Origin of the sequence: Paraburkholderia sp. BR14374, assembly GCF_040948685.1 — a bacterium.
Lineage (GTDB): Bacteria > Pseudomonadota > Gammaproteobacteria > Burkholderiales > Burkholderiaceae > Paraburkholderia > Paraburkholderia youngii.
Window position 1 is genome coordinate 696,191 of sequence record NZ_JBFPKF010000001.1, and the last position, 17,097, is coordinate 713,287.

Sequence of the window (17,097 nt, forward strand, 5' to 3'; positions counted from 1 at the left end):
GAACGTATCTGTCCGCTGGGTCTGCTTATGTCTTTTTATCACCCCCACGGAAAATTGTACGACTCGGTACAGACAGAAGTGACAAACGCTCGTGCGCCTCGACCAGGTGATGTCGGCGCAAACCGGCTTGACTCCACGATCTACGTCGAAAACAGCAACAATTGCCGTTGCATTCACCACACACATTGTACGAATTGCCGCGACAGCCACCAAAATCACGAAAAACGCGAGATTGGCGCAAGAAACTGGCCGAAAACGTCAAAACCCGATCGGTTTTCGGCGATTTCCGTAATCGAGCCGGATATCGGCGGGTTCGACCCGGTCGCGTCCCGCGATGCGCGCCGCGCCGAAGCCGTTCAGGATCGCGCGGCGCATCTCGCGCGGCGATGCCCGCTTGAGCGCATCGAGCGTCGTGTCGCCGAGCGTCTCCGGAAAGCGCAGGCCCCAGTTGTGCGCGCCGCGGATTTCGTCGTAGATCGCCTGCGCGATGCGTCGCGCGCCGGCGTGGTCTGGCGGCGCGATCTCGTAGACGTTCATGCGATTGAGGATCGGCTCGGGGATCGCGCGTTCGTCGTTGGCGGTCGCGATCCAGATCACGTTGCCCGCGTTAATTGGTATCTCGGCGAACTCGTCGACGAAGCTCTGGGCGGTGTCGTGTTCGAGTAGCGCGTACAGTGCGCCGAGCGGGTCGTATTGCGAATCGCCGGTCGCCTTGTCGATCTCGTCGACAGCGATGACCGGGTTCGCATAGCTGCCGTTCACGAGCGCATCGAACACCTTGCCCGGCTTTGCGTTCTTCCATTGCGACGACGCGCCCGACAGAATCCAGCCCGCCGTCAGCGAACTCATCGCGACGTATTGGTACGCGGTGCCGAGCAGGCGCGCCAACTGCTTCGCGAAATGCGTCTTGCCGATGCCGGGTTCGCCGAGCAGCAGGATCGGCATCAGTTCGAGCCGATCCTCGGTTTCGAGGCACAGCGCGACCTGCTTGCGGATGTCGTCGAGCGGTGAGGAAAAATTGGGCAATGCGTCGATCAGATCGTCGATCGACGGCATCCGGTTCGGCTTGACGCAGAAGCGCAGATTGCCGTTTTTCAGCATCTTTTCGTAGGTTGCGCGCAGCGCCTCGTTCGCGCCTTCGCCGAGACCGTTCAGCGCGCTTTCGACCTCGTCGAGGTCGTACACCCGGCTGAACGAGGCCACGGCGATTTCCTGTTTGACCATTGCTGTCGTCATCGCTCACCCCGTCTGGCTGATCCTACAGCGGCGGCGCCTTGTGAGCGCCGATTCCAGTCCAGTGTAGCGAGGACACAAACGCGTGCAAGCCAGCAGTCGCGCGGCTCTGCTGCTAACGATCGCGGGCATTCCGATCCTTATCTGGAATAGATTGTTGCTGAACCGGCCCTCCTCGACCGTGTCAGAAATCGTTGCGGCCATCGGGGGTAAGATTGCTCTCTGACCTGCTGCGGCGAGAGGCAAGGCAACCCCGCAACCGACGCGTGAGCGGAGAACCTTTATATGTGGAAAACCAGTATCGTGGCCATGCTGCTTGGCGCTTCGTTGCTCGCCCACGCGCAACAACAGCCAGCGCAGCAGGTCGTGCAATGGCAATTGCAGGTAATGAAAGATGGCCAGCAGATCGATTCGTTCGACGGCACCACTACCGTCGGCCAGGCGCGCACGGATACGCATCACCAGGTCGTGCAACACAATGTCGGCTGCAAGGACCAGCCGGCCGGCAGCATCGATCTGTCGCGCACGATCACGGTGTCGCCGATGCGCGTCGATCCCGAGGGCGTGATGTTTTCGATCGACACGCAGGAAACGCTCGAGGACAACAACGCGGCGCGCACCGACATCGGCTGCAAGCTGCCGCCGCAACCGCGTCAGGTGAGCGCGAGCCACCCGGGTCTGGTGGTGCCGCCGGATCAATGGGCGAGCTGGACGATCGTCGATCGCAATCCGAACCTCGTGTACCGCGTGCACGCGAGCGTCGTGAGCAACGGTGCGAATGCCAACGGTACGAATGGCGGCACGAGCGGCAATGGCGCCGCGACTGGCGGCAACACTCCAAACTGACAGGAAACGCGCGCCTGACCGGCGCGCTCAAACAGAACACGTGGATAACGCGGCATGCGAAACCCAGAAGAACTGATCCGCGAGAGCCTCGCGCCGAACGATTTCGTCGCTGTAAGCTGGAACCTGCACAAGGGCCGCACCCCGCTCGGTTTTCAGGCCTGGCAGGCGATGCAGCGCTGGGTTCAATCGACTCACGCGGACGCGTACTTCCTGCAGGAAGCGATGGCGCGGCGCATGCCGTCGCCGGTGTTGGCGAGCAGTTTCGGCGCGCCGATGGACGATCCGCTGACCGACGTCTGGCACTGTCAGGCGACCGAAATCGCGCGCGCGCTCGAACTCGAAGTCGCGCTGGGCCCGAACGTGTTCAAGCCGTCGTGGCGGCACGGCAATGCAATTCTTTCGCCGCATCCGCTGGATCTCGGCGGCCGCTGGGACATTTCCGCGCACCGCTTCGAAAAGCGCGGCCTGCTTGTCGCGCGTGCGACGTTCGGCGGGCGGCTCGTCACGCTGCTGTGCGCGCATCTCGCGCTGACGCGTCCGGCGCGCTTGCGGCAGATGAACTGGATCGCGCACTGGATCGCGAAGGAAGCCCCGGACGGTCCGCTCGTGCTGGCCGGCGACTTCAACGATTGGCGCAACGACTCGGTGCCGCTCTTTCGCGAACACGGCTTGCAGGAAGTCGCGACGCTGCTCGGCGAACCGGCGCGCACGTTCCCGGCGTTCTCGCCGGCGCTGTCGCTCGACAAGATGTTCGTGCGCGGCATGCAGCCGGTCGAATGGATCCAGCCGACGCAGGAGACCGCGTGGCTGTCGGATCATTTGCCGTATATGGCGAAGTTGCGCTTGGAGTAAACGTTTTCGCTAGTTGCGCCTCCGCCAACGGAAAGCGCGTGCTCCCCTTCACTCGCGATTCGGTGTCCAGCTCAACGCCGCTTCTATCTCTTCCCCCGGCTGCAACACGCAGCCGCCGACGTGCTCTTGTGTACCAATCGCGTTGAAGCAGTCGGTCGTGTTCGTGACCGGCTCCACGCATAGCTGCGGATCGTTGGCCGGCGCGAACACGACCAGGTGATCGAACGGCGCGTCGGCCCGCATCGTGAGCTTGCGGCGCTCGTCGGGCCACGCGATCGTCGCCGCGCGCGACCAGTTCGAAAAGTTGTTATCCAGATCGAACGCGTCGGGTGACATGCCCGCGCGCAACGCGTCGACGGCAGGATGCGGGCCGAGATGCGTCGGCAGCACATCGGTGTCCGCGTGCCACATCGCCTGCACGTCGGCATGGATGCGCGTCGCCGCGGTGCGCGGATAGTACGGGTGATGGCCCATGCCGAACGGCATCGGCCGATCGGCGAGATTCCGTGCGGACATCGTGATGTGCAGCGCGCCGCCGCGCAACTCGATACGCTGCCGCGCGCGATAGCGAAACGGCCAGTCGCCGGTCACGCTCGCGTCGGGCTCGTGCTCGAAGTGCAAGTCCACCGCGCTCTCACTGCGCGCTCCGACGCGCCACGGACGACGCCACGCGTTGCCATGCAGCGCGTGGGCGAAATGCGGGTCGTTGCCGGCGAGATCGATCGTCGCGCCGTCGAACGCGAAGCGTGCATCGCGAATCCGGTTGCAGTATGGGAACAGCGGGAAGCTCGCCATGCGCAGCGGATCACGCGCTTCGAACGCTTCCGGCAGCGCCGGCCGCAGCCAGTGCAACGGGCCTTCCGGCGTGACCTCGTAGAACGCCGCGAGCGCGCCGCCAATGTCCGGCGCGAGCACCGCGCGCAATGCGCCGGCCGACAAAGTAACGAGGCGCGCGGCGATCGCGGGATCGTCGAGCCATGACAGCTGCGCCGGCGATCGGGTCACGGCATATGCCTCGCCCGGCCGTGCAGGAATCAGGGAAACGTCGCGCATGATCAGACGAGGCGAAATCGCGAGCGGAAAGCGGCAACAGAAACTTGCATTCATATCTCCTTTGATGTGCGGCGCACCCCGCGGCCGGCGGACTACGGCAGTCCGCCCCGAGCGAGAATCGCACGACACCGCATTGCCGGTCAATATTATTAGTAATAAAATCGTTCAAAAATAGCTGGCAACGGAGCGTAAGCTCGATTCCGAAATGGCGGGTTGGCGCGCGTTGCCGCGCGCATATTATTAGTGGTACCGTCAGCAGCATGATGCCGCTGGCATTCCCCTGCTTCAGCGCCGCTCCAGCGCGGCCCGCACAATGAAAAAATCGACTCAACGCCGTCCGACCATGACCGACATCGCCAAGCTCACGGGCGTGTCGCAATCCACCGTCTCGCTCGTGCTCAACAACGCGGCCGGCGCGAAGTTCTCCGAGGCCACTCGCAACAAGGTGCTGAAGGCCGCGCACGACCTCGGCTACCGGCTGTCGCTGCGCGAGCCGCTCACCGCATCGAGCGACGAGCGCAATCTGATCGTCTATCTGGCCGATGAAATCTCCACGAGCCCGCACCCGGTCGTCAACATCGACGGCGCGCGCGACGCAGCGTACGCGAGCGGCAAGATGCTCGCCGTCTACTCGACGCACGGCAACGCCGACATCGAAAAACAGGTACTCGACACGCTCATCACCAATCCGCACGTCTTCGGCGTGATCTACGCGACCGTCTACACGCGCAAGGTCGCGCCGCCGGCCGCGCTGTCGCAAGTGCCGACCGTGCTGCTGAACTGCTACACCGGCGACAGCACGTTTTCGTCGGTGGTGCCGGCCGAGGTCGCGGGCGGCCATCTAGCCACCGAGTACCTGTTGCAAGCCGGCCACCGGCGCATCGGCTACATCAACGGCGAACCGTGGCAGGACGCCGCGAAAGACCGCCTGAAGGGCTACCGCACCGCGCTCGCGACCGCCGATCTGCCGTTCGCGGCCGAACTCGTGCGCGACGGCGACTGGAGTTCCGGCCTCGGCTTCGAGCTGACGCTGTCGCTGATGCGCGAAGCCAATCCGCCCACCGCGATCTTCTGTGCGAACGACCTGACCGCGATCGGCGCGATCGAGGCACTCAAGCAGCTCGGCCTGCGCGTGCCCGAGGACGTGTCGGTGCTCGGCTACGACGACCAGGAAATCGCCCGCCACACGCATCCGCCACTGTCGACGGTGGTGCTGCCCAACTACGAACTCGGCCGCTGGGCCGTCGAGACGTTGCTGCAGGAAGAGCACAACCGCGCGGCCGGCGCACCGGTGCGCCATCGCACGGTGAAGCTCGACGGACCACTGGTCGAACGCACCTCGGTCAGGGTAATTACCGAGGCGAAAGCGGCAGCAAGTAATATTATTAGTGATTGACCGATAATAATTCCGAGTGGAATAATCGGCATGTCGGGTCGGGAAGAACGCGCACCGGTGGGTTATAGCCAACCGCATCCTCACCGTCGAAACAGCGCCGGGCTCCCGGCTGGACAGAGACAATCCCGAGCAGCACAAAAAGCAAATACACCGTCACCGGTTACTGGAGGAAGACATGGCGTCGCTCATTACGCAGTCGCGCACGCACGCGCGCAAGCAGCAGATTCGTCCGCTCGCAGCTTCGCTGCTGGCTCTGGCAATCGGTGTCGGCGCGGCGGCCGCGCATGCCGACGACGCATTGCCGAAGCTGGCGACCAAGACCCCGTTGAAGGTCGGCTTCGCGCAGACCGAAAGCAACAACCCGTGGCGTCTCGCGGAAACCAGGAGCTTCAAGGACATCGCCGCCAAATGCGGCTGGCAGATCGTGATGACCGACGCCAACGGCTCCAACTCCAAACAGGTCTCCGACATTCAAAGCATGATCGCCCAGCACGTCGATCTGCTGGTATTCCCGCCGCGCGAAGAAAAGCCGCTTGCGCCGGTCGTGCTGCAGGCGAAGAAGGCCGGCATTCCGGTGATCCTCGTCGACCGCAACGTCGACCAGTCGGTCGCGAAGGCGGGCCGCGACTACATCACGTTCATCGGCTCGGACTTCATCGATCAGGGTCATCGCGCCGCCGACTGGCTAATCAAGGCCACGGGCGGCAAGGCGAAGATCATCGAGCTCGAAGGCACGACGGGTGCGTCGGCCGCGAACGATCGCAAGAAGGGCTTCGACGAAGTGATCGCGAAGAACCCCGGCATGACGATCATCGCGTCGCAAAGCGGCGACTTCGCGCGCGACACCGGCCGCAAGGTGATGGAAACGCTGCTGCAGGCGCATCCTGACGTGACCGCCGTGTACGCGCACAACGATGAAATGGCGCTCGGCGCGATCGCCGCGATCAAGGCGGCCGGCAAGCAGCCGGGCAAGGACATCCAGATCGTCACGATCGACGGGACCAAGGGCGGCATGGACGCGATCGCGGCTGGTGAGCTCGGCGCGAGCGTGCAGTCGAGCCCGTTCTTCGGCCCGCTCGCCTGCGACGTCGCGCAGCGCTATGCGAAGGGTGAAAAGATCCCGACCTGGGTCAAGGTGTCCGACCGCTTCTACGACAAGGAAAACGTGCAGCAGAACATGCAGTACGGCTATTGATCGCAAGCATCGGGAAGCGCCCCGGGGCGGCATGTTCCCGGGGACTCCCTTCGGCGTTGTAGCAGGAAGTCATCCGCCTTCTATGAATGTCTCCTCGTCGGGCGGGTGGCGGGAAGGCTTCGAAGCGACGCGCCCGTGACCGACGGACCGTCGCTTCGCTTTTATGCGGGCGTAACATGGACCGCACGCGCTGGGGCGGCCCGACCGCGTCGCCAGCAACAGCGCATCCGGCAATATCGGCAGCATCCGCATCAGGAGAACTCCCGTGACGGAATCTGGCAAAGAGACGCCACACTCCCCCCTTACCCGTTCGCCGCTGCTCGAGATGCAGGACATCGGCATCAGCTTCGGCGGCGTGCCCGCGTTGCGCGGCGCGAATCTGAGCGTGGCAGCCGGCGAAGTGCACGCACTGATCGGCCAGAATGGCGCCGGCAAATCGACGCTGATCAAGATCCTCACCGGCGCCTATCGGCGCGGCTCGGGCAGCGTGCGCTTCGAAGGCCGCGAGGTCGATTTCCGCACGCCGAAGCAGGCGCGCGAAGCGGGCATCAGCACGATTTACCAGGAGATCAACCTGGTGCCGTTCCGCTCGGTCGCGGAAAACATCTTTCTGGGCCGCGAGCCGCGCCGCTTCGGTCTGATCGACTGGCGCACGGTGCAGCAGCGCGCGGCGGCGCTGCTCGATTCGTTCGGTTTGCAGATCGACGTGAAGAAGCCGGTCGGCCGTTACTCGACCGCGATCCAGCAGATGGTGGCGCTTGCGCGCGCGATGTCGTCGGACGCGAAGATGGTGATCATGGACGAGTCGACGTCGTCGCTCGACGAGCGCGAGGTCGAGCTGCTGTTCACCGTCGTGCGCAAGCTGCGCGACGACGGCCGCGCGGTGATCTTCGTGTCGCACCGGCTCGACGAGCTTTACGCGCTGTGCGATCGCGTGACCGTGATGCGCGATGGCCAGACGGTCGCGCAAAGCACGATGGCCGAGATGGACAAGCTGCAGCTCGTCACGACGATGCTCGGCCGCTCGCTCGCCGCGGTCGTGCAGGACGACACGGCAGCGCGCGAAGCGAATCTCGCGAAGCGCGGCAAGCAGGTGATCGGCGCGACACAGCTTGGCGCGCCGCCGAAGGTCAACGGCGTGTCGCTCGACGTGCACGCGGGCGAGGCGGTGGGTCTGGCCGGCCTGCTCGGCTCTGGCCGCACCGAAACGATGCGGCTGATGTTCGGCGCCGATCCGCTGGCGCAAGGCTCGCTCGCGATCGGCGGCGAGACGGTTGCGCTGAAATCTCCGCAGGACGCGATCGCTCGCGGCCTCGCGTACCTGACCGAAGACCGCAAGGGCGAAGGCATCGTCCCCGAACTGTCGGTGCGCGACAACCTGACGCTCGTCTGCCTGCGCACGCTTGCGAAAAACGGCATCGTCGACGTGAAGAAGCAGCAGGTGATCGTCGATCGCTTCATCGCTTCGCTCGGCATCAAGCTGCGCTCGGCCGATCAGCCGATCCGCGAGCTGTCGGGCGGCAATCAGCAGAAAGTGCTGCTCGCGCGCTGGCTCGCGGCCGAACCAGCGCTGCTGCTGCTCGACGAGCCGACGCGCGGCATCGACGTCGGCGCGAAAGCCGACGTCGCGAAGATCGTGCGCGAGTTGCGCGACGCGGGGCTCGCGGTGCTGTTGTCCGCGTCCGAGCTCGAAGAGCTGACCGCTGTCGCCGATCGCGCGGTCGTGATCCGCGACGGCCGCACGGTCGCCGAACTGAACGGAGCCGAGATGAGCGAGACCGCGATCATGGATGCGATCGCCTATGGCAGCGAGGGCCAATCTGCGCTCGCGCAAGCCGCGCGAGCGGCACACATCGAAGACGCGCTGGAGGGCGACCGTCATGGCGCTTAAGCTGCATTCCAATCCGCTGCGCGGCGAGGCGCCGGGCGCAGATACAACCGTGATGCAATCGACCGACACGCCGCCCGCCCGGTCCGCGAGCACCGTGCAGAAGTGGCGCCATCTCGCGATGCAGCGCGAAGTGATCGTGCTGCTCGCGATGGTGCTGTTCAACCTGATCTTCACGCCGCACTTCTGGTCGCTGCAGACCTTCAACGTCAACATGACGCAGGTCGTGACCATCGTGATCGTCGGCATCGGCATGACGCTTGTCGTGGCGACGGGCGGCATCGATCTGTCGGTGGGCGCGTCGATGGCGATTGCGGGCGCGCTCGCACCGATGCTGTTCCTCAACATCGCGGGACCGCTCGGCATCGCGCTCGCGTTCGTGCTGCCGGTGTTGGCGGCCGCCCTGTGCGGCGTGTTCAACGGCTTGCTCGTCACGCGATTATCGGTGCAGCCGATCGTCGCGACGCTCGTGCTGTTCATCGCCGGACGTGGCATCGCGCAGGTCGTTACCGACGGCAGTCTGCAAGCGTTCAACACGCCAGCCTTTCAGTGGATCGCGCTCGGCAAGGTCGCGGGCGTGCCGTTCCAGGTGCTGCTGATGCTCGCGCTCGTCGGCGCATTCGCGTGGGTCGTGCGCAAGACGCTGTTCGGCCAGTATCTGCTGATCACCGGCGGCAACGAGAAAGCCGCGTATCTGAGCGGCGTGCCGACCGCTGTCGTCAAGATGGTCGCGTACACGCTGTGCGCGGCGCTCGCGGGCCTCGCGGGGCTGATCTCGATCTCGGTAAATTCCTCGTCGGACGCGAACGTCGTGGGGCTCGGCGTCGAACTCGATGCGATCGCGGCGGTCGCGGTCGGCGGCACCGCGCTGACGGGCGGCAAAGCGTATATAGGCGGCACGCTGATCGGCGCGCTGATCATCCAGTTGCTGCGCTATACGCTGCTCGCGCACGGCATTCCCGATGCGGCCGCGCTCGTCGTGAAGGCCGGCATCATCGTCGCGGCGGTTTACGTGCAGCGGCGCTCGCGCTGACAACCTTTCCGGATTTGATGCGATGAAAAAGAATCTTCCCATTCTGCTCGCGCTTGCGGCGCTCGTCGTCTTTGGCCTCGTGCGCTATGACCACTTCGGCTCTGCGTACAACATCACATCGTTCTGGCGCTACAACTCGATGTTCGCGCTGATCTCGATCGGCATGGCTTTCGTGATCATCACGGGCGGCATCGATCTGTCGGTCGGCACAGTCGCGGCGCTCGCCAGCGTGGTCGCCGCGCTGACGAGCGTCTACGGGGGCTGGGTCGCGGTGCTGGCGGGCTGCGCGGCCGGGCTCGCGGTCGGCGTGCTGAACGGCATCATCATCACGCAGCTCAAGATCCTGCCGTTCATCGTCACGCTCGCGACGAGCCTCGGCGCGCACGGCGTCGCGCTGTTGCTGGGCAAGAACGATGCGGTCTCGATCGCGGCCGATTCGAACTTCGGCAACTTCGGTCAGGGCGACCTGTTCGGACTGCCGATCCCGGGACTCGTCGCGCTGGTCGCCGCGGTGGCCGGCTGGCTCGCGCTGCGCAGCACGCGCTTCGGACGGCACTCGCTCGCGATCGGCGGCAGCGAGGAGGCCGCGCGGCTGATGGGGCTTAACGTGGACCGCACGCTGGTGATGGCCTATGCGGTCAGCGGGCTGCTCGCCGGCATGGCGGGCGTGATCCTCGCCGCGCAGTTCGGCGCGGGGCAACCGAACGAAGGCGTCGGCTGGGAGCTGTTCGCGATCTCGGCGGTCGTGCTCGGCGGCACGCTGCTGACCGGCGGCGAAGGTTCCGTCGCGATGACGATCGCCGGCGTGCTGCTGCTCGGGCTCGTGTTCAATCTGCTGAACTTCGAGAATGGACTCGGCTTCATCAGTCTGTCCGCGTACTGGCAATCGGTGATTCGCGGCGTGTTCCTGCTACTCGTGATCGTGCTGCAGGCGCGGGTGCTGAAACAGCGAGGAAAAAAGCGGGCGGCGGCGGCCTGAGCAAGCGGCACCCGCGAGTTGGCGTCAACAATACCATCGGACAGATTTTCCTTATTTGACTGAGGCTTGCCGCTACAATCGCCGCCCCCGATCCATATCTGTGTACCGATAGACCCGCCGTGAAACCGTGTGACCGTGACGTGTCCCCGACGCGTCAGGACGTCCCCGATCGTCGTCCTCGGTTCCTTATTGATTATTCGTGCGCAACGTCCAGACCGTCGCGGTATTGGTGGCGTCGTCCACAGCCGTGAACTGCAGGTGGCGGTTGCTATCGAGGCCGAAGGCGAGGCCGAACGCCGAGCCCGGCGCAGGATCGACCTGCAATTGGGCGACGAATTGTCCGTCGACGGTGAACTCGACGATTTCGCTGGGCTGATTCGGGTCGGGGTTGACCGCGTCGCCGTTTGCGGTGACGAGATGCCCGTTGGGTGCGAGCGCCAGCGCAAGCGGACCGTGCAGGTGCTTGTTGTCCTGGTAAATCATCCGGCCGACGCCGCCATCGTGATTCGCGCCCGCGGCGCCGTTGATGGCGAACACCGCGTTGTCACCGGTCGAGGCGACGTACAGCACGTCATGCGTCGGGTCGTATGCCAGTCCGGTCGGGCCGACCACCAGTGCCGCCGGATCGGTGCGGTGCAGATAGCCTGATGCAATGATGGTCGAGCTAGGCAGCATCTGAACGCCGTTCTGCCCGATCACAAGATCGATCCGCGCGACCTTTCCGTTCAGCACATCCGAGACGAAGACCCTGACGAATTGCCCCCCGTCGATCACGGTGAGATCCCAGGGGCCGTCCAGCAGCTTCTTATCTTTCAGCTCCGTGACGAGCCCGCCTTGTGGATTGATGACGAGCAGCGAGCCCGGAGGGACGACGTTCTTGCCATCCGTAGTCGGCACATTGCCCACCAGCACGAAGCCACTTCTGAGCACCGCGAGCGCCGTCGTGAGACCGAGATTGCTTCCCTGGAAGAAGGTCACCGGATTGCTATTGGGCACGAGCTTGACGATCGTCGTACCAGTTCCCTGCAGGTTCGACTGCGCATTGAAATTCGAGACCACCACATCGCCGGGTTTGAGCGTGCTCCAGGACGGCACGCCGAACGGCACGAACGCTATCCCATACGGATTGACATCCCCATTGGCTGGAACGGTCGACGAGGTCACGGACTGCGGCGGCAAAATCACCTCCTGCGCCTCGGCCCCGACCGCCCCCAACGATAAAACCAGCAGACCGGCCTGACACACCGCACGACGTAAGCGGCGCGTTGCGCGTGCCCGTATCGCCAATCCGTTGAAGTCTGTATATGAACCTAATGCAGACATCGCAAGAGAAGTTTCCATTTGACACCTCCTACTCGCAGGGGCGGTCGCGGCCGCCAGGACGAGTCGCGCAGCCACCGCACTGCCTGGCTTCACGCGAATCGCGTCCTGCGTAAACGAGGTGACGTCAGGCGTATTCCCCAAAAAATCGCGCCGTGCAACCGATAGTCGAACCCGAGGCGATCCCGATGGCGTCGGGACGGTTCCGCCCCATTTGCCAGCCTTATCAGCATGGTCAATGCTGCAGCGCACGCCGCGTTTCGGTATCATCTTGAAATTGTTGCCCACGCGGCGCGTCGCTTTCACGCCTGCCGGACAGCCAATGGCAGCCGCCCTGCGCGGCGTTCGCCGAATCGCCGTACCCCGCTGAAGCACGGCCGCTCGCACGCCAACGTACTTCGCGGCGCCAGCAAGCCGGCGCCGCCGCTTCCCGGTTTGGCGCCCCGCTTTACCACGCTCGCCCGCCGCGCCGCGGCCCCGCGCCAGCGGGCACGGTAAAATGCTGGATTGCGCGGGAGTCCCGACCACGGATCAGCGCAGCATCGCCCTTGCCGTGCCGGCCGGCTCAGACGACTGGCCGCCTTTGTTTTCGCACTATCCAAGAAGCCATGAGCAACCTGAATTCACAAACCGTCCTGAGCGTCCATCACTGGACCGATACGCTTTTCAGCTTCACCTGCACGCGCGATCCGTCGTTCCGCTTCGAAAACGGCCAGTTCACGATGGTCGGCCTGCAGGTCGACGGCAAGCCGCTGCTGCGCGCCTACAGCCTCGCGAGTGCGAACTACGAAGAACATCTCGAATTCCTCAGCATCAAGGTACAGGACGGTCCGCTCACGTCGCGTCTGCAGCATCTGAAGGTCGGCGACGAAGTGCTGATCGGCAAGAAGCCGGTCGGCACGCTGGTGGCCGATAACCTGCTGCCGGGCAAGACGTTGTGGCTGCTGTCTACCGGCACGGGCCTCGCGCCGTTCATGTCGATCATCAAAGATCCGGACATTTACGACCGCTACGAGCGCGTGGTGCTCACGCACACCTGCCGTTTCGTCGACGAACTCGCGTACAAGGAATACATCACCGAGCACCTGCCGGCGCACGAACACCTCGGCGAGCTCGTGCAGGAAAAGCTGCTGTACTACCCGACCGTCACGCGCGAAGCGTTCCAGAACCGCGGCCGCATCACCGAGCTGATTGAAACCGAAAAGCTGTTCGCCGACCTCGGCGTGCCGGGTTTCTCGCTCGAAAACGACCGCGTCATGCTGTGCGGCAGCCCGCACATGCTGCGCGACACGCGCAAGCTGCTCGAAGACGCCGGTTTCAAGGAAGGCAGCAACAACGAGCCGGGTCATTACGTGGTCGAAAAGGCCTTCGTCGGCTAAACCGTCGTTCTCTCTCGCGGCCCACGCACCGCGAATTCCAAAGAAGGAGCCTCTGGGCTCCTTTTTTTGTTGCTCCGTTACAAATTGGACCCTGTTACGTCACCTTCGCTGTCAGAATTCCTCTGACACGGCGGGCGTATGACAAACATCAAGTAATTTCTACAAACCATGCGCTAAGCCTTGGTGCGACTGCTTTTTTAATCTTTTTGGGATATCATCGCGCCGCGAGATCAGACGAATTCATGCGCTGAACATCGTCAACCCGAGTTGTTACTGAATGTAAATTTCGTTACGTTGGGCCATTGTGTTTCGTCCGACGCGAAACCCCGTGATTCGCAGGCGCTGATCGCGTCTGCGCGCCCGCTTCGCTGTCCACTCCGCTTCCTGAGAGGGAAATTCATGGATACGCCGACTGCCGTCCCGTTCAACGCTGCGCTGGCCTCGGCCGCGCAGCGTGATGGCTTCGACATGCCGTCGCACGCCGCGCGCGAGATCGAGCGGCTGCGCGCGCGGGTGCGCGAGCTGTCGGCCGAACTGGTCGATGCGCAGGAAAGCGTACGCCGCCACGTCGCGCGCGAGTTGCACGACGGCGTCGGCGCCGAGCTGACCGCGACACGCTTCGCGCTCGCCGGCATCGAAACCTGGCTGCCCGCCGACGCGCCGCCGCAATGCGCGGCCGCGCTCGCGGTCGCGAACCGTTCGCTCGACGCCGTGCACGCGGCGAACCGCGAGGCCATCGCGCAACTGCACGCGCCGTCGTTCGAGACTGGCCTCGCCGGCGCGCTGAAGTGCTGGGTGCGCGACTTCTCCTCTCGCACCGGCTTGCGCACCACCGTCACCTGCGCCGACGACGCGCGTCTCGCGCGCCTGCCCGCCGATGCCGCACTCGCCGTGTTCCGCGTCGCGCAGGAAGCGCTGAACAACGTCGCGAAGCACGCACGCGCGAGCTGCGCCGACGTGCGCATCGAAACCGGTCCGCGTCATCTGAGGCTCCTCGTCAGCGACGACGGCATCGGCCTGCAGCGCGGCGCGCGCGAACGCGGTGGCCAGAAAGGACCAGCCGGTCATTTCGGCCTCGCCGGCATGCAGGCGCGCTGCGCCGCATTCGACGGCACGTTGCGGGTCGGCGCGAGGCGCGCAAGCGTCGGTTGCGGCGAGGATAGCGGCACTGGCAGCAACGGCGCCGTCGCCCCGCGCGGCACCTTGATCCAGGCCCGCTTCGCGTGGCACGCGGTGCTGGCTACCACCCACGCCCCGCGCGCCGCCCGGCGCGCGCTGCAATCGTGAGCCCGCGACCATGAGCCTGCGCATCCTGATCGTCGAAGATCACGCGGTGGTCCGCCAGGGCGTTCGCCAGTTGCTGCTCGATCGCGGCGTCGCGCGCGAGGTCGCCGAGGCGCAAAGCGGCTCCGAAGCGCTCGACTCGGTCGTCCATCACAGCTTCGACGTCGTGCTGCTCGACATCTCGCTGCCCGACATGAATGGCGTCGAGGTGCTCAAGCGCCTGAAGCGCAAGGCGCCACGCGTCGCGGTGCTGATGTTCTCGATGTACCGCGAGGACCAGTACGCGGTGCGCGCGCTCAAGGCCGGCGCGTCCGGCTATCTGTCGAAGACGGTCGACGCCGCGCAGATGATCGGCGCGATCCAGCAAGTCGCCGCGGGCCGCAAGTACGTGAGCCCCGAGATGGCCGAGGCGCTCGCCGACTACGTGTCGTTCGACGGCGAGCAGTTGCCGCACGAAAAGCTGTCCGATCGCGAGTACCAGACGCTGTGCATGCTCGCGTCGGGCAAACGGCTCACCGATATCGCGGCCACACTGTCCCTGTCGGTGAAGACGGTCAGCGTGTACCGCACGCGGCTGCTCGACAAGATGAAGCTGCGCAACAACGCCGAACTCACGTTCTATGTGATGAGCAACCGCCTCGTCGATCTGAATCCAGCGATGGCCGGCTAGGCCAGCAGACGCCATAGCCCATGACTGCGGCGTTGTGCCGCAGTCGGCCCGAGCCGATCGTGGCGCCCGCGCAAACGAAGAAATTCCGTCCCGATCCATCGCCTATTCAGTAAAAGCTTACTGCCGCCCCGCGTGCGGCACCGCAAGACCACCCCGACGCGCCCTCCTGGCGGGAGTTTCCGCCCATCGCCCTGGTCCACGAAGCGCCGTGTTGAACCGGCCCGGTGGCACGCATCCGCTAGAATTGCGGGTTTTCCCGACATTCGGCGCGCAACACGCGTGCACCACTGGAGACCCACGCCAATGTCCCTGTTTCGCAAAAAGAGCGTCGAGCACATGCTTGCGGCAAGCGCTCAGACCGCCGGCCTGAAAAAGGCGCTCGGCGCGCTCGACCTGACTTTCCTCGGCGTCGGCGCCATCATCGGCACCGGCATCTTCGTGCTCACCGGCACGGGCGCCTTGCAGGCCGGCCCCGCGCTGATGATCTCGTTCGTGATCGCGGCGATCGCCTGCGGCTTCGCCGCCCTCGCCTATGCCGAATTCGCGTCGACAATTCCAGTCGCCGGTTCGATCTACACGTACTCGTACGCGACGCTCGGCGAGCTGGCCGCGTGGATCATCGGCTGGGACCTGATGCTCGAATATGGGCTCGCGACCTCGGCGGTGTCGGTCGGCTGGTCCGGCTATCTGCAGTCGCTGCTGTCGGGCTTCGGCGTGTCGCTGCCGATGGCGCTGACCGCGGCCCCCGGCGCCGTCCCCGGACACGAAACGCTGTTCAACCTGCCCGCCTTCCTCGTGATGATGGCGATCACCACTCTGCTGTCGGTCGGTGTGCGCGAATCCGCGCGGATCAACAACATCATGGTGGCGATCAAGGTCGTGGTCGTGCTGCTCGTGATCGGCGTCGGCGTGTTTCACGTCACGCCGGCCAACTGGCACCCGTTCATGCCGCACGGCTGGAGCGGCGTGTTCGGCGCGGCCGCGGTGATGTTCTTCGCGTTCATCGGCTTCGACTCGGTGTCGTCGGCGGCGGAAGAGGTGAAGAATCCGAAGCGCGATCTGCCGATCGGCATCATCGCGTCGCTAGGCGTGTGCGCGGTGCTGTATGTGGCCGTGGCTGCGGTCGTCACCGGCATCGTGCCGTCCGAGAAGTTCATGGGCATTTCGCACCCGGTGTCATACGCGTTGCAGCTCGCGGGGCAAAACTGGGTCGCGGGCTTCATCGACCTCGGCGCCGTGCTCGGCATGCTGACCGTGATTCTCGTGATGGCCTACGGTCAGACGCGCGTGATCTTCGCGATGTCGCGCGACGGGCTGCTGCCCGCGAAGCTGTCGAAAGTGCATCCGCGCTTCGCGACGCCGTTCTTCACGACGTGGCTCGTCGGTATCTTCTTCGGCCTGATCGGCGCACTGGTGCCGCTCAATGTGTTGGCTGAACTGATCAATATCGGCACGCTCGCGGCATTCTCGATGGTGTCGATCGCGGTGCTCGTGCTGCGCAAGACCCACCCCGAGCTGCCGCGCGCGTTCCGTTGCCCGGGCGTGCCGGTCGTGCCGGTGCTCGCGGTCGCATCGTGCCTGTTCCTGATGCTGAATCTGCAAGGCATCACGTGGAGCGCGTTCCTCATCTGGCTCGCGATCGGCATGGTCGTTTATTTCGGCTACTCGCGCCGTCATTCGAAACTGGCAAAGTAAGGCGCCGTTTTCAACGAGGCCACGCCAATGAGTTGAATGCTCGCGAGCGCGGCCTCGCTTTCCGCTGATTTATCGAAGCGCCCCGTCATGCCCAGCAGACGGGGCGCTCGTCTTTGCGGCGTCCCGTTCCGTGGCCGCCGTCTTCTGTTGGTGCGCTCGCGCGCGCCGACACACTTCCCCTCATAGCGCGTCCGCGCGATTTGTGCTTTACTTTTCGGCAGACTTGTAAAACCCGCAGCACCCTCATCGGACCTCGCGAACCGCAGTCACTCGC

Annotated in this window: 14 protein-coding genes; 11 read left to right on the top strand and 3 right to left on the bottom strand. The window is 64.7% G+C overall.

Annotation, left to right across the window (positions count from 1 at the left end; genetic code table 11):
• Positions 1-258 precede the first annotated feature (258 nt).
• Positions 259-1,236 carry an AAA family ATPase gene (locus AB3X86_RS03165; RefSeq protein WP_368594884.1) on the bottom strand — a complete coding sequence of 326 codons (978 nt, stop codon included), beginning with the start codon at positions 1,234-1,236 and terminating at the stop codon, positions 259-261.
• A gap of 282 nt (positions 1,237-1,518) precedes the next feature.
• On the opposite strand from AB3X86_RS03165, the gene AB3X86_RS03170 reads away from it, so the two are divergent.
• The gene (locus tag AB3X86_RS03170; RefSeq protein WP_368594885.1) at positions 1,519-2,079 is read left to right on the top strand and encodes a hypothetical protein; all 561 of its coding nucleotides are present in this window, start codon (positions 1,519-1,521) and stop codon (positions 2,077-2,079) included.
• A gap of 54 nt (positions 2,080-2,133) precedes the next feature.
• The gene (locus tag AB3X86_RS03175) at positions 2,134-2,931 is read left to right on the top strand and encodes an endonuclease/exonuclease/phosphatase family protein (RefSeq protein WP_176109779.1); all 798 of its coding nucleotides are present in this window, start codon (positions 2,134-2,136) and stop codon (positions 2,929-2,931) included.
• Between the two features lie 48 nt (positions 2,932-2,979).
• On the opposite strand, the gene AB3X86_RS03180 is transcribed toward AB3X86_RS03175, so the two are convergent.
• Positions 2,980-3,936 (bottom strand): aldose 1-epimerase, encoded by a 957-nt coding sequence (locus AB3X86_RS03180; RefSeq protein ID WP_368594886.1) that lies wholly within the window; start codon positions 3,934-3,936, stop codon positions 2,980-2,982.
• Positions 3,937-4,327: 391 nt separating this feature from the next.
• Here AB3X86_RS03180 and AB3X86_RS03185 point away from each other — a divergent pair, with 391 nt between their 5' ends.
• From AB3X86_RS03185 to AB3X86_RS03205, 5 genes are all read left to right on the top strand, one after another.
• Positions 4,328-5,380: a LacI family DNA-binding transcriptional regulator gene (locus AB3X86_RS03185; protein WP_368594887.1), complete on the top strand. Its 1,053-nt coding sequence runs from the start codon at positions 4,328-4,330 to the stop codon at positions 5,378-5,380.
• Between the two features lie 175 nt (positions 5,381-5,555).
• Complete coding sequence (locus AB3X86_RS03190) at positions 5,556-6,575, top strand: ABC transporter substrate-binding protein (protein ID WP_368594888.1); 1,020 nt, start codon at positions 5,556-5,558, stop codon at positions 6,573-6,575.
• 325 nt (positions 6,576-6,900) lie between these two features.
• Positions 6,901-8,466 (top strand): sugar ABC transporter ATP-binding protein, encoded by a 1,566-nt coding sequence (locus tag AB3X86_RS03195; protein WP_368595001.1) that lies wholly within the window; start codon positions 6,901-6,903, stop codon positions 8,464-8,466.
• 52 nt (positions 8,467-8,518) lie between these two features.
• A complete protein-coding gene (locus tag AB3X86_RS03200) occupies positions 8,519-9,496 on the top strand; it encodes an ABC transporter permease (RefSeq protein ID WP_368595002.1) in 978 nt (325 codons plus the stop codon).
• 22 nt (positions 9,497-9,518) lie between these two features.
• Positions 9,519-10,475: an ABC transporter permease gene (locus AB3X86_RS03205; protein WP_368594889.1), complete on the top strand. Its 957-nt coding sequence runs from the start codon at positions 9,519-9,521 to the stop codon at positions 10,473-10,475.
• Between the two features lie 186 nt (positions 10,476-10,661).
• On the opposite strand, the gene AB3X86_RS03210 is transcribed toward AB3X86_RS03205, so the two are convergent.
• Positions 10,662-11,816, bottom strand: coding sequence for a hypothetical protein (locus AB3X86_RS03210; protein WP_368594890.1), 1,155 nt, complete (start codon positions 11,814-11,816; stop codon positions 10,662-10,664).
• 587 nt (positions 11,817-12,403) lie between these two features.
• On the opposite strand from AB3X86_RS03210, the gene AB3X86_RS03215 reads away from it, so the two are divergent.
• The 4 genes from AB3X86_RS03215 to AB3X86_RS03230 all read left to right on the top strand — a co-directional run bounded on the left by AB3X86_RS03215 (position 12,404) and on the right by AB3X86_RS03230 (position 16,823).
• A complete protein-coding gene (locus AB3X86_RS03215) occupies positions 12,404-13,174 on the top strand; it encodes a ferredoxin--NADP reductase (RefSeq protein WP_018436901.1) in 771 nt (256 codons plus the stop codon).
• 399 nt (positions 13,175-13,573) lie between these two features.
• Positions 13,574-14,461 carry a sensor histidine kinase gene (locus AB3X86_RS03220; RefSeq protein WP_368594891.1) on the top strand — a complete coding sequence of 296 codons (888 nt, stop codon included), beginning with the start codon at positions 13,574-13,576 and terminating at the stop codon, positions 14,459-14,461.
• Positions 14,462-14,471: 10 nt separating this feature from the next.
• Positions 14,472-15,128 carry a response regulator transcription factor RqpR gene (rqpR, locus tag AB3X86_RS03225; protein ID WP_176109785.1) on the top strand — a complete coding sequence of 219 codons (657 nt, stop codon included), beginning with the start codon at positions 14,472-14,474 and terminating at the stop codon, positions 15,126-15,128.
• Between the two features lie 303 nt (positions 15,129-15,431).
• On the top strand, positions 15,432-16,823 hold the full coding sequence (locus tag AB3X86_RS03230; RefSeq protein ID WP_368594892.1) for an amino acid permease: 1,392 nt from the start codon (positions 15,432-15,434) through the stop codon (positions 16,821-16,823).
• Positions 16,824-17,097: the final 274 nt, after the last annotated feature.